Source organism: Herbidospora mongoliensis (assembly GCF_001570545.1).
Lineage (GTDB): Bacteria > Actinomycetota > Actinomycetes > Streptosporangiales > Streptosporangiaceae > Herbidospora > Herbidospora mongoliensis.
Map to the genome: position 1 here is coordinate 207,201 of NZ_BBXD01000013.1, position 23,392 is coordinate 230,592.

The window sequence follows — 23,392 nt, forward strand, 5'->3', positions numbered from 1 at the left end:
AGGCTGCTCCTTCCGGTTCGGGCGCTTATCGCTGCCGTCCACTCCTGCCGGAGAACACAAGCCAGCGGTTGAGCGCGGCGGCCCGCTGTCCGCAGCCGCGACACGGTCGTATGCCGGTGGCCCGGGAAAAGCGCTTCATGACGTCGCCCAGACCGATGTCCTCGTCGTTGACGAATCCGGGTAGACGTAGGCGAGAGGACTGCGGCTCGGGCTTGTCCTGGTCGGTCATCCCGGGTACCTCCTTATCGATGACGTCTCGTGCCCAAAATCTCGTACGCCCTCCAGGCGTTCACCAGTGGTGGAACCACAGAGGAGCGACGGGACGTGGATCTGGTCACCGCGCGCGTCAGGTCCGCAGATGTGGCGTCGGGAAATTCCGACCACAACAAGGCGATGACGCCGGTGACCAGAGCCGCGGCGGCGCTTGTTCCGCCGAAGGGGCGTAGTCCACCGTCCGCGCCGAGGCTGACTATCCCCGCACCGGCCGCACCCACTCCGCGGCGGCCGATCGTCGGTCCGGAATTCGTATTCTCCACAGGGTGCCCGTGCAGGCCGTAGGCGACGACCGGAATGACAGACGGATGGCGGGTGATGACCGAGCCGCCGATCGTCCCGTGATTTCCGGCGGCCGCCACAACGACCAGGCCCCGGGCGGCAGCATGATCGAGGGCCCTCTCCAGGACGCGATGAGTGTCGTAGCCGCGCGGACTCAGCGTCAGGCTCAGATTGAGGATCCGGATGCCTGCGTCGGCTGTCTCCACGATCGCGGCCGCGAGGGCACTCGGCCGGGCGGTGGTCACGCCACCACGACGTGAAGGCGCCGAGGGAAAAATCGCACGAATCACCAGGGTGGCGCCGGGGCAGATGCCTGGAGCGCCGGATTCGCGCCGGGCGACCAGGATGCCGGCCACAGATGTCGCGTGATGGGACGCGACATCCGACATCGCGGGCGAGACGCCTTGCCGCGCAGGCAATTCAAGGTCCGCACCGGCCAGGCCCGGGTGAGTGGCCAGAACCGGGCCGTCGATGAGCCCGATCCTCGTGGTCCGCCGACCGGTGGTCCGCGCCATGAGGCGAGGGAGGCCGACGAGTTCAAGCGGATCAACGTGCGGGACTTGATCAAGGGTGACCATATGATCGCCTGCCGTCGAGTGGATGCCTGCATTCAGCGAGACCGAGGCCGGGCAAATCAGTGACAACCACCCCCAGGGTCGAAGTCGCCGACGCCGGTGGCGCGTCCTCGACCGGCCCGTCGAAATCGACACTTCGATCGACCACCTTCATGCCCTCGTGCCCCGAGCGGTCATCGTCGTATTGAGGAGATGCGCCGGGCATGAAGGTCCTCCCCGAAGGATTTTCCTCCGTGATGAATTCGTCCAAATCCCCGAAGTAGGGAGTGGGCGGCCTTTCGAGGTCGCCCGGAATGGGCCGATGCCTGGTCGGCCCTTTCCGGAGCATTTGGAGTCGTCGCAGAGCCGGTCAGGGATTGAAGTCGCCGACGTTGGTCGTTGCTTTCCCGCTGTCCGACCCGGGCCAACCCGTACTCGCCAGATTCCCGGACGAACGCAGCCAGATGTCCGCGTAGACCTCTTCATGGCCGGGTTCCGTGTTCGCGATCTCCCGCGAAAGGACGAAGCCGAGGCTCCGGTCGACGACCTTCATACCCTGATGACCAGGGCGGTTGTCGTTCTGTTGTGGAAGCGCGCCGGGTGTGAAGACGTTCCCCGCGGGACCCTGTGCCGTGATGAAGTCGTCACCACCGGTGAGAGCGTCGTCCTCCTCGCAAAGTCTCACGAATTCATGGAAGGTGTCGTTCAATTCGCCCGGGTCGAACGACGCCTTGTATGTGACCATGAAGTGGTAATCAGGGTCGTCTTCCAGGGCCCCGCCGTTGATGCGCTGATTGAAGATCTCCACCATGTGGGTCGTCTCCTTATGTCGTCGTTCCCCGACTGTCGGCCGATGCCATAAGCGCTTGGGGTCGCGTTTCACACCTCCTGTTTCGAGCATGGCCTGATGACGATCGATTCGAGAGACGCCGTGGATCATGCCGGGATCAGTTATCCCGAAATGGCCTCTCTTTCACTCACGCAATCACGGGAGAACATTCGAGGCAATCAGGTGCGTGTAAGAGGAATCTCAAGATTCCACCTGTTCCGCCGAGTTTCCTCGACGCTATTCAGATGGCGTGCATGCTGAGGTATAGTTCGCGTTCGCCCTTGCACCCCGCTTTTCATGACCGCGCGGGGGTAAATAGCCCTGCCTCCGCAAGGAAATCGCGGTGACCGTGACCTTTCCTGTTCTGATCCACTCGTCGCCGAAAAGCGGGAGCCGTCAGGCCCGGCAGTAGACCGGCATGCGGGAGAGAAGACTTCCCCGCGCCCGACGGTCGGTGACCACGATCAAGCCGCTGTCGCGGCGGGCGACGATCAGATCACGGAGGCTTACGGGGTTAGGCCGATGGCGGCGCAGCCGTCGGCCAGGGCGTCGAGGCCGAAGGCCTCGACCGGGCCCAGCGCGCCGATGCCGCCCACCCCGCCGACCAGGGCGGTCGTGGCGCCCCAGGCGAGGACCTTGGCGGTGAGCTCGTAGGGGTCGCCGCCGTTGAGGCGGACGGTCGCGAGGAGGGTGCCGTCTTGGGCGTAGGCCTCGGCGATCGTCTGGGAGGCGACGGGGGGTGCCTCGTGATTGGCCGAGCGCGCCGCCCGTTCCGACATGAGGGTCGTGAGCTTCCTGGAACCGGGCAAGGCCCTCAAGACCGGGGTGAATCTGGCGAACACGCCGGCCGCCCTGGTGAAGCCGCCGAGCCAGCCCAGGTAGACGTTGACCTCGCGCAGCCTGGGGTGCGTGCGGGGCAGCGCGAAGTGTTCGCTGGCGCCCATGGCGATGCCGTGGCGGCGGCCGGCGCCGAAGGCGAAGGCCCTCGTGCGGCCCGACTCGCGGACGATGCGGCCGTCGCGGAAGCCGTACATAGGCTCCAAGATCATGCTCAGCGCGGAGGCACGTGTTCCCGCACTGGCCCGTTTGGCCATGTTGCCGCGCAGGAAGTAGCCCACGTCGACCCGCACCGCGTCGGTGCCCGCCTTGCGCAGGGCCAGGGCGGCGGCGAGGTTGCCGGGGACGTAGTCGTACCCGAAGGCGGGGATGAGGGTCGCGCCCGCCGCAGCGGCCTCGGGGCCATGGCGCTGGAAGACGCGCTTGACGAAAGGAGGCTCGCCGGTCGAGTCGAGGTAGACCGCCCCCGCCCCGATCGCCGCCGTGACCGCCGCGTCGCCCCAGCGCAGGAATGGTCCCACGGTGGAGACCAGCACGTCGCCGGGTTCGACCAGGTGGGCCACCGAACGCGGCCGGGTCGCGTCGGCCACCGCGGTGGGCAGCGCGACCGGCAGCGAGGCGGCCAGTTCGGCCAGCCGGGCGGGATCCCGCCCGGCCAGGAGCGGCTCCGCGCCCAGGGCGACCAGCGCCTTGGCCGTGAGCCGCCCGGTGTAGCTGGTGGCGCCGAACAGGACGATACGGGGGGTCGTCATGTCATTACCGTAACCTCACGGCTTTGACGGCTTCTGTTCGGTGATGACGGTGTAACCGCGGTCCTTGGCGAAAGGCGCGGTCTTGGGAGCCTGGGTGTAGATCGGCTGGGCGCCTCCGGCCGCCAGGTCCTCGTAGGGCTTCGCGGTGGCGCCCCACGTGCGCGCCGACACGTTGGTGACGGCGGCGGCCCCACCGCTGACGCTCTCGACCGTGATGATGAACCGGCGGCTCACCCCCGGCCGCACGTCGTCGACGAAGGCGGTGCCCCCGCCGATCAGCTTGCCGGCGGCGTCGCGCAGCAGCCCGGTCACCACCAGGCTCCCGGCCGGACGCTGGAACGGCGACTCGACATAACCGGTGATCAGGTAGGACGAGGCGCTCAGCTTCTCGGTCGACACGCGCTGCACCGGGAACGACTTGTACGCCGACGGCACCCGCGCCGCCTGGTGCCAGGAGGCCGGCTTGTAGTCGATCTTCACGCTGACCGGCTTCTCCACCGCCAGCGCCTCCCCGGTGAACGCCATCGCCCCACCCGGGGCGACCACGTCGAGCGGCTGCTCCATCCGGACGACCTCCTTGCCTGCGGCGTCCTTCCCGGTGATCGTGGCGACCGCGTTCTCCCCGAAGTGCCACTTGTTGCCGTTGTTGAGCACGGCGGCCCAGTTCACCAGGTAACCGCCGCTGGCCTGCACGACCGAGGAGGTCTGCTCCTTCAGCGCGAGCGGGGCGAGTTCGGTCTTCTTGGCCTCTTCGTCACTCGAGCACCCGGAAACCAGGAGCGTCACGGAGAGGAGCGACAGGGCCAGGGCTGTCATACGGTGCGTCACCAGGCCGTGATAACTCGTGCGCGCGTCCCGTTCACCTCGACCCGCCAACCGCGGACCCAATCTTTAACGCGCGCGGACGACCCGCCCCTCGTCCCAGACGGGCTCTGACGATTCGTAGACCTTCCCATCGGCGCCGAAGACCAGGTAGCGATCGAAGTCGTCGGCGAACCAGCGGTCGTGCGTGACGGCCAGAACCGTGCCCTCGAAGGCCTCCAGACCCTCCTGGAGCGCCTCGGCGCTGGCCAGGTCGAGGTTGTCGGTCGGCTCGTCAAGCAGCAGCAGCGTGGTGCCCGACAGTTCGAGCAGCAGGATCTGGAACCGGGCCTGCTGACCGCCCGACAGGGTCTCGAAGCGCTGCTCGGCGATGGTCCCGGCCAGCTCGTAGCGGGACAGGGCCTTCATGGCCTCGTTCTTGAGCCGGGCGTGCTCGTTCATCACGATGTCGACCGGGGTGCGCTTCATCAGCTCGGGATGAGAGTGGGTCTGGGCGAAGTGCCCGGGGACCACCCGCGCGCCCAGCCGCGCGACTCCGGTGTGGTTCACGTCGCCGCCGTTCAGCAGCCGGAGGAAGTGGGACTTCCCGGAGCCGTTCGAGCCGAGGATGGCGACCCTTTCGCCGTACCAGACCTCCAGGTCGAAGGGCTTCATCAGGCCGGTCAGCTCCAGGCCCTCACAGATGACGGCCCGCTTGCCGGTACGGCCGCCGCGCAGGCGCATGGTGATCTGCTGCTCCCTCGCCGACACCTCGGGCGGGCCGGCCTCCTCGAACCGGCGCAGCCGGGTCAACGCGGCGTTGTAGGGGGCGGCCATGCCGTCGTTGTAGGCGGCCTTCTGCTTGAGCATGACGACCAGGCGCTTGATCTTGGCGTGCTCCTCGTCCCAGCGGCGGCGCAGCTCGTCGAGGCGCTCGTTGCGGTCGCGGCGGGCCTGGGCGTAGGTGCCGAAGCCCCCGCCGTGGATCCAGACGTTGCCGCCCTCGACGGTGACGATGCGGTCGGCGGCGTTGGCGAGGAGCTGACGGTCGTGCGAGACCAGCAGGACGGTCTTCTGGGTCTCCCTGAGGGCCTGTTCGAGCCAGAGCTTGCCCGGTACGTCGAGATAGTTGTCGGGCTCGTCGAGAAGGAGGACCTGGTCGGGCCCGCGCAGCAGCGCCTCCAGGACCAGCCGCTTCTGCTCACCACCGCTGAGCGTGTTGACCTCGCGGTATTTACAGCCGTCGTACGAGATCCCCAGAGCCGCCATCGTGCAGGTGTCCCAGAGGACCTCGATGTCGTAGCCGCCCGCGTCGGTGTAGTCGGTGATCGCCTGGGCGTAGCGCATCTGGGTCTTCTCGTCGTCGCGCTCCATCATCAGGAGCTCGATCTTGGCCAGATGGGCGGCGGCCTCCCTGACCCGCGCCGGGGCGACCGAGACGAGCAGGTCGTGGACGGTCCGCTCGTCGCGGATGCTGCCGATGAACTGGCGCATCACCCCGAGGCCGCCGGAACTGGCGACCGAGCCGTCGACCGCCTGGATGTCACCGGCGATCAGGCGCATGAGCGTGGTCTTCCCCGCGCCGTTGGGACCCACGAGCGCCGCCTTGACGCCTTCGCCGACGCGGAAGGAGACGTCGTTGAGCAGTGGCCGCCCATCGGGGAGGACATGGGTGATATGGGCGATCTCGACGTGGGCCATGGATCGAGGGTATTGAGACGGGAGATCGGGTGCCAACAGTTATCCCACCGGAACTTGACTGACCGATTTGTCGGTTATGTCTCATATGAGATCTGTACTGATTACCGGCTCGACCGACGGCATCGGCGCCGAGAGCGCCCGCGTGTTCGGGGCCCAGGGCGACGACGTGATCGTCTCCGGCCGCGACGCCAGCAAGGGCGCGATGGTGGTCGACGAGATCGTCCAGAACGGCGGTTCGGCCCGCTTCATCCCGGCCGACCTGTCCAGCCTCGACGCGCTCCACGATCTCGCCGCCGAGGCGGGCGACGTCGACGTGCTCGTCAACAACGCCGGGATGGCCCCGGTGTCCGCGACCGTCGGCCAGGACGCCGGCGTCTTCGACAAGACCTTCGCGCTCAACATCAGGGCGCCCTACTTCCTCACCCAGGCGGTGGCCCCCGGCATGCTGGAGCGCGGACGCGGCGCGATCGTGAACGTCTCCAGCGTGGCCGCCTCGGTGGCCGTGCCGCTCATGTCCGTCTACTCCGCCACCAAGGCCGCGCTCAGCGAGCTCACCCGCACGTGGGCGGCCGAGTTCGCCGACCGGGGCGTCCGGGTCAACGCGGTCGCGCCCGGCCCGGTCGAGACCGCGATGTTCCACTCGATGACGCCGGAGAAGGCCAAGGAGTTCAACGAGGCCACGATGCTGAACCGGGCCGCGACCACCCGGGAGGTCGCCGACGTGGTGGCGTTCCTGGCCTCCGACAAGGCCTCGTACATGACCGGGGCAGTCGTGCCGGTCGACGGCGGCGGCACAGCACTGTAGGAGATGTCATGCTGCCGGATCTGACCAAGGAGTTCCTCGGCCGCCGGGCCGTGGTGACCGGAGGCTCCCAGGGCATCGGCGCCGCCGTCGCCCGGCGCCTGATCGACGGGGGCGCGCAGGTCGTGGTGACCGCCCGCCATCGCGCGCCCGAGACACCGGACGACGCGACGTTCGTCAACGGCGACCTGGCTTCGTCCGACGGCGTCGAATCGACGGCCGGGGAGGCGCTGGGGGTGCTCGGCGGCTGCGACATCCTGGTCAACAACGCCGGCTCGATGGAGGTCCACCCCGAAGGCGCGGCCGAGATGCCCGACGAGGCCTGGCAGGACTCGATCGACATCAACTTCCTGTCGGCGGTACGGATGACGGCCGCCCTGATGCCCGCACTGCGGCGATCCGATTCCGCCGCGATCGTGAACGTGTCCTCAGCCGGTCTCGGCGCGTCACCGGGGCCGATGGCGCACTATCGGGCGGCCAAGGCGGCGCTGAACACCTATACGCGATCACTGGCGCAGGAGCTCGCGCCCCAGGGCATCAGGGTGACGATCGTGACTCCCGGACCGGTGCACACACCCGGGGCCGACCGGGTGCGGGAGGCTCTCGGCAACCCGCCGGAGGCCTCGGCGGTCCCGCTGGGGCGATTGGGTGAGCCGTCGGAGGTGGCGGAACTGGTCGCGATGCTCGCGTCGGACCGGGGACGGTGGATGACGGGGGCCAACTACTTCGTCGACGGCGGGGCCCGGTCGCTCTAACGGGTCGACTCCTGGACGAGCCGGGCCGCCAACGCCGCGAAGACTCCGGCCGAGATGCGCTCCATCCACGTGCGGAAGCCGGGGCGGCGGGCGATGCGCTCCGACAGGTGGCCGGACAGCAGGCCGGCCGTGCCGTCGACCATGAGGCCGACCACGATGAAGGTCAGGCCGAGCAGGAGCATCTGGATCGTGACCGGCCAGGCGTGCTCGCCCCTGGTGACGAACTGGGGGACGAAGGCCAGGTAGAACAGGATGATCTTCGGGTTGGCCAGGTTGGTGAGCGTGGCCATCACATAGGTCCGGCGCAGCGACCGCCTCGGGACCTCCTGTGCCTCAAGCGGGTCGCGGCTGCCCTTCCAGGTCGTGTACGCCAGGTACAGCAGCACCGCCGCACCCGCGATCCTGACGACGGTGAGCGCCTCGGGGGCCTTGGTGATCAGATATCCGAGCCCGAAGGCGGCGGCCACGGTGTGGACCGCCAGTCCGGTGGACATTCCGAGGGCGGCGAGAAGGCCCGCCCGGCGCCCGGCGGCGACGCCGTTGGTGATGATGAACAGCAGGTCGGGCCCGGGGGCGAGGCTGAGCAGGAGCGTCGCGACCGCGAAAGCCGCCAGGAGGTGGGCGTCCATGGGGTCATGATGACGGATGACGCGACGAATGCGCAGATCCCGGGTGGCGATCAAGGCTCCGACGACGAGTGATCGCCCTCCCGGCGGGGGTTCGGCCACTCTCCCAGTGGGATGATCTTCGGGTGGAATTAGCCCGACATGAACGTGTTCGCCGGTTCCTCGAACGCCCCGACGTCCAGCGTGCCCTGATAGTCGTCATCGTCGTCAACGCGATCACCATCGGCTGCGAGACCAGTGCCACCCTGATGGCCCATGCCGGTGGACTGCTCGTCACCATCGACCACATCGCGCTGGCCATCTTCGGGGCGGAGATCCTCGCCCGGCTCTACGCCTACCGCCGATCGTTCTTCGCCGATCCATGGAACTGGTTCGACACGATCATCGTCGTGGCCTCGCTCATCCCCCACGCGGGACCCGCCTCGGTGTTGCGGTCGTTGCGGATCCTGCGGGCGCTGCGGCTGGTGTCGGCCGTGCCCAGCATGAAGCGGGTGGTGGGGGCGCTGCTCACGGCGGTGCCGGGGATGGCCTCGATCATCGGGCTGCTGGTGCTGATGATCTATGTGTCGGCGGTGATAGCGACCACCCTGTTCGGTGAGGTCGTGCCCGCGCGGTTCGACGAGCTGCCCGACTCGCTGTTCACGCTGTTCCAGATCATGACCGGGGACGACTGGGGGACGGTTGCCAAAGAGGTCATGGCGCACAAGCCGTGGGCGTGGGTGTTCTTCATCTCGTACATCCTGATCTCGACTTTCGTCGCACTTAATCTTTTCATCGCGGTTGTGGTCAACGCCATGAACGACGCCGAACCCTCGCCGTCGGAGGAGCTGGCCCAGGCCGAGTTGGTCGAACTCCGTGAGGAGGTCGCCTCGCTCCATGCCAAACTCGATCTTCTTCTTGAACGTGGAACCGTACGCCGGCGCTGAGCGTTCTGGGGTGCGGCGGAAACGGCCAACTCGACAGGAGAAAACGTGGTCTTCAAACGGATGCTGAGCGCATTCGGCGTCGGCGCCCCCTCAGTGGACACCGTCCTGCACAACCCCCGCACTCAGCCCGGAGGCGCCCTTTCCGGCGAGGTCCGGATCAAGGGTGGCGAGGTCGACGCGGAGATCGAGCACATCACCCTGACCCTCGTCGCACGGGTCGAGATCGAGCACAGCGAAGGCGAGAGCAGCGGGCTGCGCGAGTTCTTCGGCGCCCCGGTCTCCGGGCCGTTCACGCTCAGGAAGGGCGAAGACCGGACCATCCCGTTCCAGCTCCCGGTGCCGTGGGAGACGCCCATCAGTGAGGGCATGCGTGGCATGGCGATCGGTGTGCGCACCGAGCTGGCCATCGCCAAGGCCGTCGACAAGGGCGACCTGGACATGGTCGAGGTGACGCCGCTGCCCTCGCAGCGTTACGTGCTGGAGGCGCTGTCGCGGCTGGGCTTCCACTTCCGCTCCGCCGACCTGGAGGCCGGTCACATCGGCGGCTCCCGCCAGACGCTGCCGTTCTACCAGGAGATCGAGTTCACCTCCCACCAGTACGGCGAGATCGAGGTGACCTTCATCTCCGACGCCCACCACCTGGAGGTCGTGATCGAGGGCGGCCACGACGCGATCGGCCGCTTCCCGACCACGCATGACGAGGCCGTCCGCACCGACTGGGCCTCGGTCTTCGGCAACTGGCTGTCCCAACGCTCCTACGGCGGCCACCACGGCGGTCACGGCGGGGGCCACTACGGGCGCCACGACGACGACCATCACGGTGGCGTGGGAATGGGCGGCGTCGTCGCGGGCGCGGCGGCGGGCGTCGTCGGCGGCCTGATCCTGGGCGAGGTCGTGGAAGAGGTCTTCGAGGACGTCTTCGAAGAGGAGTGATCACGTACCGGGATCTGAACCAGGTCCCGGTGACGATGACGACAGGCACAGACGGCGGTCGCCCACCCGGTGACCGCCGTTCGCATGTGCGAGGCAGGACACCGTTGCTCCTCGCGGTCGCCACGGCCGCGCAGCCGGCGTTCAATCCGGCCGCGCGGAAGGACCGGCTGCGGTTCCTGATCTCGATCCTCGGGGGCGAGATCGACCCCGAGTTCGCCGGGATCGCGGCCCTTCTCGGGACCTCCAAGGACGGATGTCCGCTGGCCGACCCGCATCTGGTCGTCCCGGGAGATCTGTGCGGGGGACGCCAGATCAGTGGGATCACCCGGATCAGGATCCGGTCCGACGATCAGCTCTGGAACGGCTGACGGCCGGTGCGCTGCTATCGTCCGTGACCGTGATCTTCGAGAGCGACGACGCCCCTTTCCGGCTGATTGTCTCCGGCGGCGGTACCGGCGGGCACACCTTCCCCGCGCTGACCACCGTCCGGGCGCTGCGGGCCCGGATGGGCGCGCGCGGGCTGGAGGTGCTGTGGGTCGGGGCGGCCGGCAGCCTGGAGGAACGGGTGGCGACGGCGGAGGGGATCGCGTTCGCCTCGGTGGCGACCGGGAAGGTCCGCCGGGCCCGGAGCGTGCTCGGGATGCTGTCGGCGGAGAACGTCCGGGACATGTTCCGGGTGCCGCTCGGGGTGTTCCAGGCCCGCTCGATCGTCCGCCGGTTCCGTCCTGACGTGGTCCTGGGCACCGGCGGTTACGTCGCCGTCCCGGTCGGCGTGGCCGCGCGGGTGTGCCGGGTGCCGTTGGTCATCCACGAGCAGACGGTCCGGCTCGGGCTGGCCAACCGGGTGCTCGCGCGCGGGGCGGCCCGCGTCGCGGTGACGGCCGAGGCGTCGCTGGAGCTGCTGTCGGCCGCCGCGCGCAAACGGGCCGTGGTGACCGGCAACCCGGTCCGCGCCGAAGTGCTGACCGGACGGGCCGACCGCGCCCCGGTCGACGGCTTCGACCTCGCCCTGCCGACCGTGTACGTGACCGGCGGCGCGCAGGGCTCCCGGCAGATCAACCAGCTCGTCACGGCCATCCTGCCGTGGCTGCTGGAGCGCGCGAACGTCATCCACCAGTGCGGCCCGGCGGAGGAGCCGCAGGTCACCGCGGCGGCCCAGGCGCTGCCGCCGGAGTTGGCTGCCCGCTACCGGGTGCAGGGGTTCGTCGGCGCCGAACTGCCCGACGTGCTCGCCCTGGCCGACGTGGTGATCTCCCGCAGCGGCGCGGGCACCATCGCCGAGGTCACCGCCCTGGGCAAGGCGGCCGTACTGATCCCGCTGGCCACCTCGGCCGGGAACGAGCAGGCGCACAACGCCACCCACCTGCACCAGGCGGGCGCGGCGGTCGCGATGCTCGGCGAGGTCACCGCCGAAGGGCTGCGCGCGGCCATCGCCCCGCTTCTGGCCGAACCCGCCCGCCGCGTGGCCCTCGCCACCCAGGCCCGAGGCCACGGCCGCCCCGACGCCGCCGAACGCCTGACCGACGCCGTCCTGTCGGCCGCCCGATAAAACCGTCACGCCGGATAGGCGTGCGTCTCGGTGGCTTTGACCGCTACCCAGATCTCCCGCCCCGGAGTGAGGTCGAGCTCGGCCACGGCCGCCGGAGTCACGTCGGCGGCGACCGCGACCGGGCCGTCGATGTGGACGCGGATGTTGTCGCCATGTCGTTCTATGCCGTCGATCCGGCCCTCCCACAGGTTGCGGGGGCTGCCGTCCGGGCGGGCGCGGTAGAGGGCGACGGCGCGCGGGGGAAAGGCCACGAACGCCGGGCCGGTCACATGTTCCTCGGTCGTGAAGGCCAGGTCGCCGACCCGCACCCGGTCTCCGTCTCCCTCGCCCCGGTAGAGGTTGAGGCCGACGAGCCGCGCCACGTAGTCGGTGCGCGGCCGGCGCGCGATCTCGGCAGGCGATCCCTCCTGGACCACCGTCCCGTTCTCGATGACCACGAGCCGGTCGGCCAGGACCATCGCGTCGAGCGGATCGTGGGTGACCAGCACGGTCGCGCCGTCGAACCCCGTCAGGCGGCGGCGGAGCTCGGAGCGGATCTCCAGCCGGGTGTGCGCGTCGAGGGCCGCCAGCGGCTCGTCGAGAAGCAGCAGGCGCGGCTCCACCGCGAGGGCTCGGGCCAGCGCGACACGTTGGGCCTGTCCGCCGGAGAGGCGCCGGGGGCGTACAGAGGAGAACTCCGACAGGCCCATGCGGTCGAGCAGTTCCCGCGCCTTGAGACGGGCCTCGGCTTTGGACGCACCATGGCAGCGGGGACCGAAGGCCACGTTGTCGAGCGCCGACAGGTGCGGGAACAGCAGGTAGTCCTGGAACACGACGCCGATGGGCCGCCGTTCGGCCGGCCGGCGTTCGATGCGGTCGCCGTCGAGGTCGATCCACCCCTCGGTCAGCGGGGTCAGCCCGGCCAGGGCGCGCAGGGCGGTCGTCTTCCCGGCCCCGTTGGGGCCCAGCAGCGTGACGACCTCGCCCCGCCCGACCGTCAGGTCGAGATCGAGGCGGAACGACGGCCGCTGGACGACGATGCGCGCGCTCAACGTCATGCCGCCGCCCCCAGCCACCGGTCACGCAGCCCGACCAGGATGACCACCGACACCGCCAGCAGCACCAGGCTGAGCACGATCGCCGCCTCCGGCTCGGTCTCCAGCGCCAGATAGACGGCCAGCGGCATCGTCTGGGTCCGCCCGGGGAAGTTCCCGGCGAACGTGATCGTCGCGCCGAACTCCCCCAGGGCCCGAGCCCAGCAGAGCACCGCCCCGGCCAGCACGCCCGGCGCGACCAGCGGCAGCGTCACCCGCCGGAACACCGTGAACCGCGAGGCCCCCAACGTCGCGGCGGCCTCCTCATAGCGGAGGTCGGCGGCCCGCAGAGCGCCCTCCACCGCGATGACCAGGAACGGCATCGCCACGAACGCCTCGGCGACGACCACCCCGGCCGTCGTGAACGGCAGCGAGAACCCGAACGCCGACTCCAGCCACTGCCCGACCAGCCCGCGCCGCCCCAGAACCAGGAGCAGCGCCACACCACCCACCACCGGCGGCAGCACCAGCGGAACCGTCACCAGCGCCCGCAGGAGACGCCGCCCGGGAAAGTCGGTGCGGGCCAGCAGCCAGGCCAGCGGCACCCCGAGAACCAGGCAGACCACCGTCGCGATCGACGCCGTGACCAGCGACAACCGCAGCGCCTCCAGAACCTGGGGTTCGGAGAGCCGCTGCGGCAGCGTCGACCACGGCGCCCGGATGAGCAGCCCCGCCAGCGGCAGGACAAGGAACGCCATCCCCACGACGGCTGGGACGACCAGCAGCCAGGGAACGCGCCCCCTGCTCAGTTTCACGGGGCTTCGAAACCGGCCTTCGTCAGGACGTCCTTGCCCTGCTGGGACAGGACGAGATCGACGAACTGCTGGGCCGGCGTCGGCGCGGGAGCGCCCTTCAGCGTCGCGATCGGATAGTCGTTGATCGCCTGGTCCGCCTCGGGGAACGCGATGCCGGTGACCTTCCCGGCGGAGGCGATGACGTCGGTCTGGTAGACGAGGGCGGCGTCGACCTCGCCGAGTTCGACCTTGGTGAGGGTGGCCTTGACGTCCTGCTCCAGCGTGACCGGGGTGACCTTGAGCCCGGCCGCGTCGAGCGCCTTGACCGCGGCGGCGCCGCAGGGCACCTGCTCGGCGCAGAGGGCGACCTTGACCTGGGGATCGGTCAGGTCCTTCAGGCTCTCGACCTTGGCGGGATTGTCCGGCGGGACCGCGATCTGGAGCTTGTTGCGCACGAACACCGTCGGCGTCCCGGCCAGCTCCGCATCGCTCACGGTCTTCATTGTCGCAGGCGAGGCCGCCGCGAACACGTCAGCCGGGGCGGCCTGGGTGATCTGCTGGGCCAGCGTGGCACTCGAACCGAAGTTGAAGGTCACCTTGCTGCCCGGGTGGGCGGCCTCGAACTGCTTCCCGAGTTCGGTGAAGGTCTCGGTCAGGGACGCCGCAGCGAACACCGTCAGCGCGCTCTCCGCAGGGGCGGCGGCGGAGGTCGGGGCCGCGCCGTCCGTTGACGACGACCCACAGGCCCCCAGCGCGAACACGGACGCGACGGCGGCGATCAGGGACAGACGCTTCAGCACCGAGCACTCCTAACAGTCGGAAGGCTCCAAGATACGCCGCACCTGCTAACCGTACGATGGCGAACCCATCGCAATCACCGAACTAATCGAGCAATACCCTCGCTTCTGCGAGACAGGAAAGCTCCCACCGCACCCAGCGAGAGCCCTCACGCGAGGCGCGCCACCGCCAAGTAGTGGTCATCGCCGTCATGGAAATGGACGGGTTCCCAACCGGCAGCCCGCAGCAGGGGCTTGATGTGGTCCTCGGCGCGGATGTCGTCCGGCGAGAGTTCACGTCCATGTCGAGCGGCCAGCACGGCTCGGCCGACCGGGTGGAACAGGGCGAGCCTGGCCCCCGTCTGAGCGACCCGGGCGAACTCCAGCAGCGTCCCCCGAGGGTCGCCCAGGTGGCCGATGAGCCCGGCGGCCAGGATGCCGCCGATGGTCGCGTCCGCGAACGGCAACTCGGCGGCATCGCCGATCAGCACCTGGCCGCGCTCGCGGGCGACGGACGCCATCTCCGGCGTCAGATCGACACCCACGACGCGGTCGGTGAATGCGCGCAGCAGCGGCAGCGCCCTGCCCGTGCCGCAGCCCGCGTCCAGAGCGACCGAGCCCGGCTCCAGTTCCAGCCGCGCCACGGCCGCCGCGAACACCGGGCCGTCGTCGGGGAACTTGGAATCCCAGGTCGCGGCGCGGGCCGCGAAGAAGGCTCTGGTCTCGTCCTTTTCCATGTCAGCGATGCTAGGCCCACGTATAAATTGCACCCATGCGGACAAATTGGCGACGCCGCGTGGTGCTCGGCGCGACCGGCACGGTCGTCGTCGTGGCGCTCGCCCTGGGTGCCGCCGGGTACTACTACTCGGGGCTCGTCATCGATCCCGTCCACGCCTCCGCCTACCCGCTGGAGGTCACCGCCGTCGGCGACGGCCGGGTCACCCTGAAAGGCGGCGTCGACACCGGCGCACCGGGGTCGTACGGCCTGACCTGGGCCGGCGGCAACGCCGTGCTCGGGGAGACGATCTCCGTCGGAGCCGGCACGGTCACCCGCACGCTCGACAAGGTCATCTCCGGCGACCTCAAGCCGGGCGTGTTCGCCTACCTCGACCGGTGGATGTGGAGCGACGGCACCCCGAAGTCGGTCGGCGTCCCGTACAAGGACGTCGGGGTGAAGTCGCCGCTGGGCACCTTCCCGGCCTGGCAGACCGAGGGCTCGTCCGACACGTGGGTGATCGCGATCCACGGCCGCAACGCCCGCGCCGGCGAAGCGCTGCGCATCCTCCCCACGCTGCACGACCTGGGCCATCCGGTGCTCGCGATCTCGTACCGGAATGACGAGGGCGCCCCGGCGAGCCCCGACGGCCGGTTCCACCTCGGCGACACCGAGTGGGAGGACGTCCGGGCGGCCATGGACTACGCGCGGACCCAGGGAGCGCGGAAGTTCGTCCTCTACGGCTGGTCGATGGGCGGCGGCATCGCCGCGGTGGCGGCCAGACGGCTCCCCGACGCGGGTATCACCGCGCTGATCCTCGACAGCCCGGTCCTCGACTGGCGGTCGCCGATCGCGCAGGGCGCCCGGCAGATGGGCGTTCCCGGCCTGCTCACCACCGTCGGCCAGTGGGTGATCTCGGCGCGGACCGGCCTGAGCTTCGACGACCTCGACCACGTCGAGCACGCCGCCGAGTTCGACCTGCCCATTCTGATCTTCGTCGACCACGACGACGCGACGGTCCCGGTCGACCGGGCCCAGGCGTTCGACGCGAGGAGGCCCGACATCACCACGCTGGTGGAGACCAAGGGCGGCGGCCACACCGGCTCGTGGAACGTCGACCCGGACGACTACGAGAAGGCCGTCACGGAGTTTCTCCGATCACCACGGTGAACGAGGTGTGGGTCACCGTGAAGCCGAGCCGCGAATAGACCCGCTGTGCCGGGTTCCCGTCGGTGACGGCCAGCCCCAACCGGGTGACGCCCGCGGCGGCGGCCTGGAGCTGGACGTGCCGCAGCAGCCTCCCCCCGGTCCCCGGCACCGACAGCTCCGGATGGCGGAACACCTCGGTCACCCACGGGACGGTCTTGAAGTCGTTCACGAACACCCCCGCGACGACCGCGCCCTGGTCGTTCACGGCCAGCGCGCTGCACGGCATCAGCGGCCCGACCAGGGTGCCGTCGAGGAGCGGGATCAGATCGGTCGCCATGACCTCGTCGCGGTCGCGGGGCTCGTCGGGATGGTCGGGGTGGCCGGGCGGGTAGGCCAGGCTCATGGCCGGATAGATGTCGTCCGGTGACCGGTCGACCGGGGTGAACCGCACCCCCTCCGGCGGGGCGCTGGGGGCGGAGGGGAGGTCCGTGAGGTCGGCGTACATGGAGTGGGCGTGCCGGAGCCTGCGGGCGCCGCGCGCGATCAGTTCCTGCCCCAGGCCGACGTCGGTGGAGACCGCCCAGCCCTGGAGCTGCGTCAGGATGACCTCCACGGCGCCGGGGCCGATCACTTGGAGGTAGTCGGCCCACGGACGTCCGTCGCGGACCCCTTCGACGAAGCTGATCGCCGCTATACCAAGGTCATTGGCCCTGATCTGTCGCATGCGGCCCAGAATAGGCTTCGGTCGTGCCCGACATAGAGGTTCGCCCGGCGAAGCCCGCCGACTACGACGCCATCAAGGCGGTCGTCGACGAGTGGTGGGGCTGGCCGGTCCAGGGCGGGCTGACGCGCCTGTTCCTCGACCACTTCCACAACACCAGTTTCGTCGTGTACGCCCACGGCCACCTCGTGGCCTTCCTCGTCGGCTTCCTCTCCCAGGGGCAGCACGACCTCGCGTACATCCACTACGTGGGGGTCTCCCCCACCTTCCGGCGCAGCGGCATCGGCCGCGAGCTCTACCGCCGGTTCTTCACCCTGGTCCACTCGGCCGGCCGCACCCGCGTGGCCGCGATCACCTCGCCACGCAACACGAAGTCGATCGCCTTCCACACCGCGATGGGCTTCCACGTGAGCGAACCGATCGCCGACTACGATGGCCCAGGTGCGGACCGTGTCCACTTCGACCGATTGATTGATGAATGACGCTTTCGATCCACCGGCTCGGCGCCGACCGCCTCGACGACTTCCTCGCCCTCGCGGTCGACCGCTCGTGGTCCCCGGAACGAGAGAAATGCCGTCTCCTGTACGACATCGGCGAGGTCCACGGCATCGAGGCTCCCGACGGAAACGGCCTGGCCGCGACGGTGGCCCTGGTCCGGTTCGGCACCCGGGTGACCGCGATCAGCATGATGCTGGTGGCCGGCCGCTACGAACGCCAGGGCCTCGGCACCCGCCTGATGCGCCACGCCCTCGACGTCGCCGGAACCGAGACGGCCGCCCTGACCGCCACGCCTTACGGCCGCCCGCTGTACGAACGCCTCGGCTTCCGCCCGACCGGCACCTGTGACGTCTACGCCGGAGACCCGGTCGGGGTGGCGGCGTCCGGACGTACCGAGAAACTCAGTGACCTCGCCGCGGTCACCAAGCTCGACGAAGAGGTCTACGGCGCTCCCCGCAGCGCACTGTTCGCCCGGCTGCCGGAGTTCTCCGAGAGCTTCCGGGTGACCGAGGGCGGCTTCGGCGGCGCCTGGCACAACGGCCACGTGACCGTGCTCGGCCCGATCGTCGCGGCCTCCGACGCCGACGCCCGCGACCTGCTCTCCGACCTGGCCGCCGACGTGACCGGCCCGATCCGGGTCGAGGCCTTCCTCCCCGCCGCCGCACAGTGGGCCCGTGACCACGGCCTGCCCCTCTCCTTCAGCACGACGCTCATGGAATACGGCAAGCCGATGACCACCGACCTCTCCCGCACCTACGCGCCGGTCATGCAGGCGCTGGCATGATCCTCGACGGCGGCCTGGCGACCCACCTGGAGACCCTCGGCTGCGACCTGAGCGACGACCTGTGGTCGGCGCGGCTCCTCTCGGACGACCCGGGCGTGATCAGGAAGGCCCACCTCGACTTCTTCACGGCGGGCGCCGACGTCGCGACGACGGCCAGCTACCAGGCGACGATCGAGGGCTTCACCCAGCGGGGCGCTTCGGCCGCCGAGGCCGCTTCCCTGATCGCTTCGTCGGTCGAACTGGCACTTCAGGCCCGCGACGAGCACGGCGCCGGCCTGGTCGCGGCCAGCGTCGGGCCCTACGGGGCCTATTTGGCCGACGGCCAGGAGTACACCGGCGAATACGGCGGCCTGACCGAAGACGAGCTCTACGCCTGGCACCGCGACCGCTTCCACCTGCTGGCGGGGGCGGGCGCCGACCTGGTCGTGGCCGAGACGATCCCCTCCCTGCCGGAGGCCAGGGCCCTGCTGCGGCTCTTCCACGAGACCGGCGCCGACGGCTGGATCAGCTTCTCCTGCCGCGACGACCACACCATCAGCGACGGAACCCCCTATGCCGAAGCCGCCGCGCTGGTCGACGTCCCGGTGGGGGCCAACTGCACTAACCCGGCCTACATCGCCAACCTGATCGCCCTGGGCGCGCGGGTGGTCTACCCGAACTCGGGCGAGACCTGGAACGCCCGAAGCCGGACGTGGGAGGGCGTGGGCAACAACTTCCCCGTCGCCGACTGGGCGGGCGCGACGCATGTGGGCGGCTGCTGCCGGACGACACCGGAGCAGATCACCGCGATCAGGCGTCAGATCGGGTAACGGCGAAGCCGGTTCCACGTGAAACAACGGTGACGCGTGGGATCAACCCGCGAGCAGTTCCGCTCGGTCGGCCGGGGACAGGCCCGCTTTGTCGAGGTGGGCGAGCAGCTCGCGGTGCGCCTGCCAGACCTCGGGTGAGACGCCCGGGAGGTCGTATTGGTAGTCGACCTCGACCGGGGTGTCGGACGAGACGTCCAGGATGAAGTGCTTGACCCCGTTCACGGCCTCACGGAGTTCGGTCAGGGTCTGCGCCGACACACCCGAGCGGATCGGGGCGTCCACCGGGCGGGCGTACCAGACCTCGAGGTCACGGTCGAGTGCGCGTTCCCTGCTGACCCTGACGGTCAGCCGGTGGACGGCGGTGGTCACCGCAACCAGCCCCTTCCGAAGACGTGCTCCAGGTCGTGTTCGACGTCGTCAAGGGCCGCTCTGGTGATGTTTCGTATCGGCACTATCGAGCGCCCCACGACCACCTCGGTTCCGTCGTAGAGCAAGAGTAGGCGACTACCCGAGGTCGTTTCGCGCCATCTGACCGACAGCGCATGTAACCGGGCCAGGCTGTAGATGCGGTCGACGACTTCGCGATATGAGGTCACCATGTGTCCACTGTGCGGGGCGGAAAAGCGCAGCTCAATGAACACGCGGAGAGGAATACGGACCCTCCGGCACTGAGCCGGGCACATTGTTACCTTTTCGTTGGCCGAACCCGACCGGCCCGCGCGGCGTATCTCCGTGCGTGAGGCGTCCCGTAGTCGTGTGCGCGCTGGCCCTGGCCGCGGGGCTGGCGGCTCTCGTGCTCGTTCAGCTGTTCGGCGGGCCGCGTGACCTGCCCGCCATCAGAGGGCTCCCGTCGCCGGGGGCCTTCACCACGTGGGGCCTGCCGATCATGCGGCTCGTCCACGACCTCTGCGCGGTCGGCACGGTCGGCTCGCTGCTCGCCGCCGTGCTCCTCAAGGACCGGGACATCCTGGCCCGCGCGGTCCCCCGGTGGGCGCTGGCGTGGGCGGGGAGCGCGGCGGGGACCGTACTGCTGACTCTGTCGGACTTCGTCGGCTCGCCGGTGCTGGAGGCGCTGCGGTCGGGGATGCTCTCGACCTTCGTCCTGTACGTCCCGCAGGGGCTGTCCTTCCTGATCGTGTACGTCCTGACGCTCGCCATCACCCTGCTCAGCTTCGTCCTGCGGGACAGGCCGTGGGTGCTGCTCGTGGCGGCCGTGCTCGCGGTGCTGCCGCCCGCCTACGCGGGACATTCGGCCTCGGCCGTCGACCACGACTTCGCGGTGTCGAGCCTGCTCGTCCACCTCGCCGGGGTCACCCTGTGGGTCGGCGGGCTGTTCGGGCTGATCGCGTTCATGCGCACGGCCCCGGTCAGGGCCGTCGAGCGGTTCAGCTCGCTGGCCCTGTGGTGCTACGTCGCGGTCGCGTTGTCGGGCCTGCTGAACGCCTGGGTCCGGCTCGGCCGGCTGGAGTACCTCTGGTCGTCCGAGTACGGGATCCTCGTGCTCCTCAAGCTGGCCGCGGTGGGCGCACTGGGGTGGTTCGGCTGGCGCCACCGGACCCGCACCATCGCGGCCCTCACCACCAGCAAGGTCCCGTTCCTGAAGCTGGCGGCCGGCGAGCTCGTCCTGATGGCCGCCACGATGGGCCTGGCCGTCGCGCTGTCGCGCACCCCGCCGCCGCCCGGCAGCTCGCCGGCCCACGGCGTGCTCGGCTTCTACCTGCCGATCCTGGCCCCCGGACGGTTCGTCACGGAGTGGCGGCCCGACCCGATCCTGCTGCTGGCCGTCGCGCTCGCCTGCGCGGCCTACTTCCGCTGGTCGGACCGGCAGCGGCCGGTCATGTGGGCGGCGGGCCTGGCCCTGTTCGCCTTCGCGACCGTGGGCGGCCTGGGCACCTACGCCCGCGCGATGGTCTCCTTCCAGCTCATCCAGTGGGCGATCGTCGGCGCGCTGGTCCCGGCGATGCTGGCCATGGCCTGGCGGCCCTGGAGGCCCCCGGCGTGGCTGGGCCTCGTCACCGCGACGGTGCCTTACCTGGCGCTGTTCACCACGCCTCTGTTCGAACTCTCGCAGTCTGTCCTGGCGGTCCGGCTGGTCGTGCTGCTGGGGCTCGCCGTGGCGGCGTACACGACCATCTGTTCCGGGCTCTGGGCCTTGATGGCCGGGACCCAGACGCTGGTCGCCCTCTATCTGCTGTTCGGCCCGGCCCAGGGCATGGGCTGGTATTCGCAGCTCGGTGACATCACCTGGCTGCCCACCGGCGACCAGTGGCTCGGCGCCCTGGTCTATGCCGCAATCGCGGCCGTCGCGGTGGCGACGGCGCGGCTCTCACCGAAGAAGGAGGACGGTCATGTCTCTAGTCGTGACCAGACGCTGGACGCTACCGATCCTCGCGCTGGCGGCGATCCCCGTGATCTGGTGGACCATCGGGGGTGATGAGTCCCAGGCCACCGGCCACCACGCCGCGGCCCCGACCCACACGCTGGAGGAGATCACCGGCGTCATCGGCTGCACCCCCGAGATCCAGGGCAAGCAGCCGGACATGCGCCAGGCGATGTGCTCCGCGCCGTCGTACCGCTCGGTCGTGCTGACCTTCAAGGGCGACCAGAACCAGACCGACTGGCTGAAGGGCGCCCAGGCGTACGGCGGGACCTACCTGGTCGGCACCCGCTGGGTCGTGGTCGGCCCGGAGAAGGAGCTCAACGGCCTGATCCCGCGCCTTGGCGGACACGTCGAGGTGGCAGAGCACGGAGGACATTCCGGCTAGCCCGCTCGGCCCCGTCACGGGCCTTGGCCGACGTGGTGCCGACGACGCGGCCAGCGACGAAGACGGTGTGGACGTCGCCCCTGGTCGCCGACGCGACGACGGCGGCGACGGGATCGATCACCGGCGCCATGCCGGGCGAATCCGTAGAGATCATGATGAGATCGGCCTGCTTGCCGGGCGTGAGCGAGCCGATCTCCCGGTCGAGCCCGATGGCCCGGGCGCCTTCGATGGTCGCCATCCTGAGGACGTCGGCGGCCGGAGTCCCCGGCAGCGCGGCCCGCATGACCGAGAACAGGTCGCCGGGCACCGTGACGACGGTGTCGACCCCGAGGCCGGTCGGGATCCCGTGCGCCCGGAACTTCACGGTGTGCGGTTCGCCGTGCCCCATCTGCCTCTCCACGGCGGGTGCGACCGAGGCGGTGGCACCGGCATCGGCCATCATCTTCACCGCGTCGCCGGTGAAGCCGTTGCCGTGCACGAACATCACATCAGGCCCGAGCAGCCCGCGTTCGTGCAGGATCTCGACGGCGCCCACACCCGTGGCATGAAGACTGATGTGCACGCCCATCTCCCGCGCCGCCCTGAAGTCGGCGACGGCCTCCTCGACCGGACCGTAGACCGGCCCTATCGCGGCCAGCGCCGGTGTGATCCTCCCCGAGGGTCTCAGGCGGGGCAGCGCGTCCCGGTCGGGATGCGCGAACACGGCCCGGACGCCCGCTTGGCGAAGCCCGTCGAGCGCCGCCTCCGGATGGGGGATGTGCGACCAGTCGTACACGGTCGTGACACCGGCGTCGAGGGCGTCGAGCGCGCCCCAGTGGTTGGCCGCGTTCACGTCGTCTTCGGTGAAGGCGGGCGCGAGCGTGCCGAGGATCAGATCGAGGTATTCACCGAGAGAGGAGTCGGGCGTCAGCGCCCGGAGCACGCTCTGCCAGACATGGCGGTGGGTGTCGACGAGTCCCGGCATGACGATCATCCCCTGGGCGTCGATGACGTGATCCGCCGCGAGGTCGCCGCCGATGGCGGCTATCCGCCCGTCCTCGATGAGCAGATCGCCTTCGACCGTGCGGGGTTCCGGGTCGGTGTCGAGCAGGGTGGCGTTGGTGATGAGCGTGCGCATGGAGATTTCCCTTTCTAGAAAGCTTTTTGGAAAGCTATCAGGCGAGACAATTACACTCAAGCCATGGACCGCGTGGACGAAATGATCACCAGGTGGCGGACCGAGCTTCCCGAGGCCGCCACGACGGAACTGGAGATCGTCAAGCGCTCGGGCCGGCTGAAGGGAAAGATCGAGGAGGTCACCGCCCGTGTCCTCGGCGCCCACGGCCTGACCTACGCCGACTTCGACGTGCTCGCCACCCTGCGCCGCGAAGGCGAGCCCTACCGCCTCAAGCCGAGCCGTCTGTCCGCCCACGTCATGCTCACCACGGGCGGCACCAGCAACATCCTCCAGCGGCTGCAGTCCACGGGCCTGATCGTGCGCGAGCCCGACCCCACCGACGGCCGTTCCTCCTGGGTACGCCTCACGCCCGAAGGCGTGGCCAAATCAGAGCAACTGTCCCTGGAGACCACGAAGGCCCATCGGGAGTTGCTCGCACCCGTCCCGCCGGAACGCCTGCGCGCCCTGGCCGACCTGCTGCGCGACGTGCTGATCGACCTCGGCGACGGCGTCTGACCGACGGATATGTGAAGGTTTCGTGATTGCGCGCGCAAAGTTCATCGCGCGGAGACTTCTCACCAATACGCTGTCC

Annotated in this window: 27 protein-coding genes; 13 read left to right on the top strand and 14 right to left on the bottom strand. The window is 69.7% G+C overall.

The features are described 5' to 3' along the window. Window positions 1–242: 242 nt before the first annotated feature. From AW272_RS18010 to AW272_RS18030, 5 genes are all read right to left on the bottom strand, one after another. On the bottom strand, window positions 243–1,070 hold the full coding sequence (locus tag AW272_RS18010) for a S8 family peptidase (protein WP_218010938.1): 828 nt from the start codon (window positions 1,068–1,070) through the stop codon (window positions 243–245). Between the two features lie 409 nt (window positions 1,071–1,479). Then, window positions 1,480–1,920 carry a hypothetical protein gene (locus tag AW272_RS18015; protein ID WP_066366358.1) on the bottom strand — a complete coding sequence of 147 codons (441 nt, stop codon included), beginning with the start codon at window positions 1,918–1,920 and terminating at the stop codon, window positions 1,480–1,482. Between the two features lie 524 nt (window positions 1,921–2,444). Continuing rightward, window positions 2,445–3,527 (bottom strand): saccharopine dehydrogenase NADP-binding domain-containing protein, encoded by a 1,083-nt coding sequence (locus tag AW272_RS18020; RefSeq protein WP_066366359.1) that lies wholly within the window; start codon window positions 3,525–3,527, stop codon window positions 2,445–2,447. A gap of 15 nt (window positions 3,528–3,542) precedes the next feature. Beyond that, a complete protein-coding gene (locus tag AW272_RS18025; RefSeq protein ID WP_245657610.1) occupies window positions 3,543–4,355 on the bottom strand; it encodes a hypothetical protein in 813 nt (270 codons plus the stop codon). 63 nt (window positions 4,356–4,418) lie between these two features. Beyond that, complete coding sequence (locus tag AW272_RS18030) at window positions 4,419–6,029, bottom strand: ABC-F family ATP-binding cassette domain-containing protein (protein WP_066366363.1); 1,611 nt, start codon at window positions 6,027–6,029, stop codon at window positions 4,419–4,421. An 85-nt stretch (window positions 6,030–6,114) separates the two neighbouring features. Between AW272_RS18030 and AW272_RS18035 the strand changes: the two genes are divergently transcribed. Further along, window positions 6,115–6,834, top strand: a complete 720-nt coding sequence (locus AW272_RS18035; RefSeq protein ID WP_218010939.1) for an SDR family NAD(P)-dependent oxidoreductase — start codon at window positions 6,115–6,117, stop codon at window positions 6,832–6,834. 8 nt (window positions 6,835–6,842) lie between these two features. Continuing rightward, window positions 6,843–7,586: an oxidoreductase gene (locus AW272_RS18040; protein ID WP_066366367.1), complete on the top strand. Its 744-nt coding sequence runs from the start codon at window positions 6,843–6,845 to the stop codon at window positions 7,584–7,586. Here AW272_RS18040 and AW272_RS18045 read toward each other — a convergent pair. Continuing rightward, entirely contained in the window at window positions 7,583–8,215 is a 633-nt protein-coding gene (locus AW272_RS18045; RefSeq protein ID WP_066366370.1) for a LysE family translocator, read from the bottom strand. The genes AW272_RS18040 and AW272_RS18045 overlap by 4 nt on opposite strands. A gap of 122 nt (window positions 8,216–8,337) precedes the next feature. Here AW272_RS18045 and AW272_RS18050 point away from each other — a divergent pair, with 122 nt between their 5' ends. The 4 genes from AW272_RS18050 (at window position 8,338) to AW272_RS18065 (ending at window position 11,620) form a co-directional block, all read left to right on the top strand. Further along, window positions 8,338–9,138: an ion transporter gene (locus tag AW272_RS18050; RefSeq protein ID WP_066366371.1), complete on the top strand. Its 801-nt coding sequence runs from the start codon at window positions 8,338–8,340 to the stop codon at window positions 9,136–9,138. 45 nt (window positions 9,139–9,183) lie between these two features. Beyond that, window positions 9,184–10,071, top strand: coding sequence for a sporulation protein (locus AW272_RS18055; protein ID WP_066366373.1), 888 nt, complete (start codon window positions 9,184–9,186; stop codon window positions 10,069–10,071). Between the two features lie 104 nt (window positions 10,072–10,175). Beyond that, the gene (locus AW272_RS42115; RefSeq protein WP_066366376.1) at window positions 10,176–10,439 is read left to right on the top strand and encodes a hypothetical protein; all 264 of its coding nucleotides are present in this window, start codon (window positions 10,176–10,178) and stop codon (window positions 10,437–10,439) included. A 29-nt stretch (window positions 10,440–10,468) separates the two neighbouring features. Next, window positions 10,469–11,620: a UDP-N-acetylglucosamine--N-acetylmuramyl-(pentapeptide) pyrophosphoryl-undecaprenol N-acetylglucosamine transferase gene (locus tag AW272_RS18065; protein WP_245657611.1), complete on the top strand. Its 1,152-nt coding sequence runs from the start codon at window positions 10,469–10,471 to the stop codon at window positions 11,618–11,620. Window positions 11,621–11,625: 5 nt separating this feature from the next. On the opposite strand, the gene AW272_RS18070 is transcribed toward AW272_RS18065, so the two are convergent. The 4 genes from AW272_RS18070 to AW272_RS18085 form a co-directional block, all read right to left on the bottom strand. After that, window positions 11,626–12,657 (bottom strand): ABC transporter ATP-binding protein, encoded by a 1,032-nt coding sequence (locus tag AW272_RS18070; protein ID WP_066366843.1) that lies wholly within the window; start codon window positions 12,655–12,657, stop codon window positions 11,626–11,628. Beyond that, complete coding sequence (locus tag AW272_RS18075) at window positions 12,654–13,391, bottom strand: ABC transporter permease (protein ID WP_083958452.1); 738 nt, start codon at window positions 13,389–13,391, stop codon at window positions 12,654–12,656. The genes AW272_RS18070 and AW272_RS18075 overlap by 4 nt, the downstream gene beginning before the upstream one ends. 53 nt (window positions 13,392–13,444) lie before the next feature. After that, window positions 13,445–14,224 (bottom strand): molybdate ABC transporter substrate-binding protein, encoded by a 780-nt coding sequence (gene modA / locus AW272_RS18080; protein WP_066366846.1) that lies wholly within the window; start codon window positions 14,222–14,224, stop codon window positions 13,445–13,447. A gap of 149 nt (window positions 14,225–14,373) precedes the next feature. Beyond that, window positions 14,374–14,940, bottom strand: coding sequence for a class I SAM-dependent methyltransferase (locus tag AW272_RS18085; RefSeq protein ID WP_066366378.1), 567 nt, complete (start codon window positions 14,938–14,940; stop codon window positions 14,374–14,376). 35 nt (window positions 14,941–14,975) lie between these two features. Between AW272_RS18085 and AW272_RS18090 the strand changes: the two genes are divergently transcribed. Further along, on the top strand, window positions 14,976–16,088 hold the full coding sequence (locus AW272_RS18090; RefSeq protein WP_066366379.1) for an alpha/beta hydrolase: 1,113 nt from the start codon (window positions 14,976–14,978) through the stop codon (window positions 16,086–16,088). On the opposite strand, the gene AW272_RS18095 is transcribed toward AW272_RS18090, so the two are convergent. Further along, window positions 16,060–16,791, bottom strand: coding sequence for a GNAT family N-acetyltransferase (locus tag AW272_RS18095; RefSeq protein ID WP_066366380.1), 732 nt, complete (start codon window positions 16,789–16,791; stop codon window positions 16,060–16,062). The genes AW272_RS18090 and AW272_RS18095 overlap by 29 nt on opposite strands. 23 nt (window positions 16,792–16,814) lie before the next feature. Between AW272_RS18095 and AW272_RS18100 the strand changes: the two genes are divergently transcribed. From AW272_RS18100 to mmuM, 3 genes are read left to right on the top strand one after another with little or no spacing between them, the layout of a single operon-like run. Continuing rightward, a complete protein-coding gene (locus AW272_RS18100; RefSeq protein WP_066366382.1) occupies window positions 16,815–17,270 on the top strand; it encodes a GNAT family N-acetyltransferase in 456 nt (151 codons plus the stop codon). Beyond that, complete coding sequence (locus AW272_RS18105; protein ID WP_066366383.1) at window positions 17,267–18,070, top strand: GNAT family N-acetyltransferase; 804 nt, start codon at window positions 17,267–17,269, stop codon at window positions 18,068–18,070. Before AW272_RS18100 ends, AW272_RS18105 begins: the two co-directional genes overlap by 4 nt. Then, window positions 18,067–18,879 carry a homocysteine S-methyltransferase gene (gene mmuM / locus AW272_RS18110; RefSeq protein ID WP_066366385.1) on the top strand — a complete coding sequence of 271 codons (813 nt, stop codon included), beginning with the start codon at window positions 18,067–18,069 and terminating at the stop codon, window positions 18,877–18,879. Before AW272_RS18105 ends, mmuM begins: the two co-directional genes overlap by 4 nt. 42 nt (window positions 18,880–18,921) lie before the next feature. Here mmuM and AW272_RS18115 read toward each other — a convergent pair whose 3' ends face one another. Both AW272_RS18115 and AW272_RS18120 read right to left on the bottom strand, forming a co-directional pair. After that, complete coding sequence (locus AW272_RS18115) at window positions 18,922–19,248, bottom strand: hypothetical protein (RefSeq protein WP_066366387.1); 327 nt, start codon at window positions 19,246–19,248, stop codon at window positions 18,922–18,924. Beyond that, the gene (locus AW272_RS18120) at window positions 19,245–19,520 is read right to left on the bottom strand and encodes a hypothetical protein (RefSeq protein ID WP_066366390.1); all 276 of its coding nucleotides are present in this window, start codon (window positions 19,518–19,520) and stop codon (window positions 19,245–19,247) included. Before AW272_RS18120 ends, AW272_RS18115 begins: the two co-directional genes overlap by 4 nt. 95 nt (window positions 19,521–19,615) lie before the next feature. Between AW272_RS18120 and AW272_RS18125 the strand changes: the two genes are divergently transcribed. Both AW272_RS18125 and AW272_RS18130 read left to right on the top strand, forming a co-directional pair. Next, on the top strand, window positions 19,616–21,313 hold the full coding sequence (locus tag AW272_RS18125) for a CopD family protein (RefSeq protein WP_157518618.1): 1,698 nt from the start codon (window positions 19,616–19,618) through the stop codon (window positions 21,311–21,313). Continuing rightward, window positions 21,228–21,644 carry a hypothetical protein gene (locus AW272_RS18130; RefSeq protein ID WP_157518619.1) on the top strand — a complete coding sequence of 139 codons (417 nt, stop codon included), beginning with the start codon at window positions 21,228–21,230 and terminating at the stop codon, window positions 21,642–21,644. The genes AW272_RS18125 and AW272_RS18130 overlap by 86 nt, the downstream gene beginning before the upstream one ends. Here the strand turns inward: AW272_RS18130 and AW272_RS18135 are convergent. Then, on the bottom strand, window positions 21,577–22,761 hold the full coding sequence (locus tag AW272_RS18135; protein ID WP_066366396.1) for an amidohydrolase family protein: 1,185 nt from the start codon (window positions 22,759–22,761) through the stop codon (window positions 21,577–21,579). The genes AW272_RS18130 and AW272_RS18135 overlap by 68 nt on opposite strands. A 63-nt stretch (window positions 22,762–22,824) precedes the next feature. Between AW272_RS18135 and AW272_RS18140 the strand changes: the two genes are divergently transcribed. Further along, the gene (locus AW272_RS18140; protein ID WP_083958424.1) at window positions 22,825–23,316 is read left to right on the top strand and encodes a MarR family winged helix-turn-helix transcriptional regulator; all 492 of its coding nucleotides are present in this window, start codon (window positions 22,825–22,827) and stop codon (window positions 23,314–23,316) included. Window positions 23,317–23,392: the final 76 nt, after the last annotated feature.

Excerpts from the sequence above, each read along its gene's own strand:
- AW272_RS18010 (WP_218010938.1), bottom strand. The coding sequence starts at position 1,070 with ATGGCGCGGACCACCGGTCGGCGGACCACGAGGATCGGGCTCATCGAC.
- AW272_RS18015 (WP_066366358.1), bottom strand. The coding sequence starts at position 1,920 with ATGGTGGAGATCTTCAATCAGCGCATCAACGGCGGGGCCCTGGAAGAC.
- AW272_RS18020 (WP_066366359.1), bottom strand. The coding sequence starts at position 3,527 with ATGACGACCCCCCGTATCGTCCTGTTCGGCGCCACCAGCTACACCGGG.
- AW272_RS18030 (WP_066366363.1), bottom strand. The coding sequence starts at position 6,029 with ATGGCCCACGTCGAGATCGCCCATATCACCCATGTCCTCCCCGATGGG.
- AW272_RS18035 (WP_218010939.1), top strand. The coding sequence starts at position 6,115 with ATGAGATCTGTACTGATTACCGGCTCGACCGACGGCATCGGCGCCGAG.
- AW272_RS18040 (WP_066366367.1), top strand. The coding sequence starts at position 6,843 with ATGCTGCCGGATCTGACCAAGGAGTTCCTCGGCCGCCGGGCCGTGGTG.
- AW272_RS18045 (WP_066366370.1), bottom strand. The coding sequence starts at position 8,215 with ATGGACGCCCACCTCCTGGCGGCTTTCGCGGTCGCGACGCTCCTGCTC.
- AW272_RS18070 (WP_066366843.1), bottom strand. The coding sequence starts at position 12,657 with ATGACGTTGAGCGCGCGCATCGTCGTCCAGCGGCCGTCGTTCCGCCTC.
- AW272_RS18075 (WP_083958452.1), bottom strand. The coding sequence starts at position 13,391 with ATGGCGTTCCTTGTCCTGCCGCTGGCGGGGCTGCTCATCCGGGCGCCG.
- AW272_RS18085 (WP_066366378.1), bottom strand. The coding sequence starts at position 14,940 with ATGGAAAAGGACGAGACCAGAGCCTTCTTCGCGGCCCGCGCCGCGACC.
- AW272_RS18090 (WP_066366379.1), top strand. The coding sequence starts at position 14,976 with ATGCGGACAAATTGGCGACGCCGCGTGGTGCTCGGCGCGACCGGCACG.
- AW272_RS18095 (WP_066366380.1), bottom strand. The coding sequence starts at position 16,791 with ATGCGACAGATCAGGGCCAATGACCTTGGTATAGCGGCGATCAGCTTC.
- AW272_RS18105 (WP_066366383.1), top strand. The coding sequence starts at position 17,267 with ATGACGCTTTCGATCCACCGGCTCGGCGCCGACCGCCTCGACGACTTC.
- mmuM (WP_066366385.1), top strand. The coding sequence starts at position 18,067 with ATGATCCTCGACGGCGGCCTGGCGACCCACCTGGAGACCCTCGGCTGC.
- AW272_RS18130 (WP_157518619.1), top strand. The coding sequence starts at position 21,228 with ATGTCTCTAGTCGTGACCAGACGCTGGACGCTACCGATCCTCGCGCTG.
- AW272_RS18135 (WP_066366396.1), bottom strand. The coding sequence starts at position 22,761 with ATGCGCACGCTCATCACCAACGCCACCCTGCTCGACACCGACCCGGAA.
- AW272_RS18140 (WP_083958424.1), top strand. The coding sequence starts at position 22,825 with ATGGACCGCGTGGACGAAATGATCACCAGGTGGCGGACCGAGCTTCCC.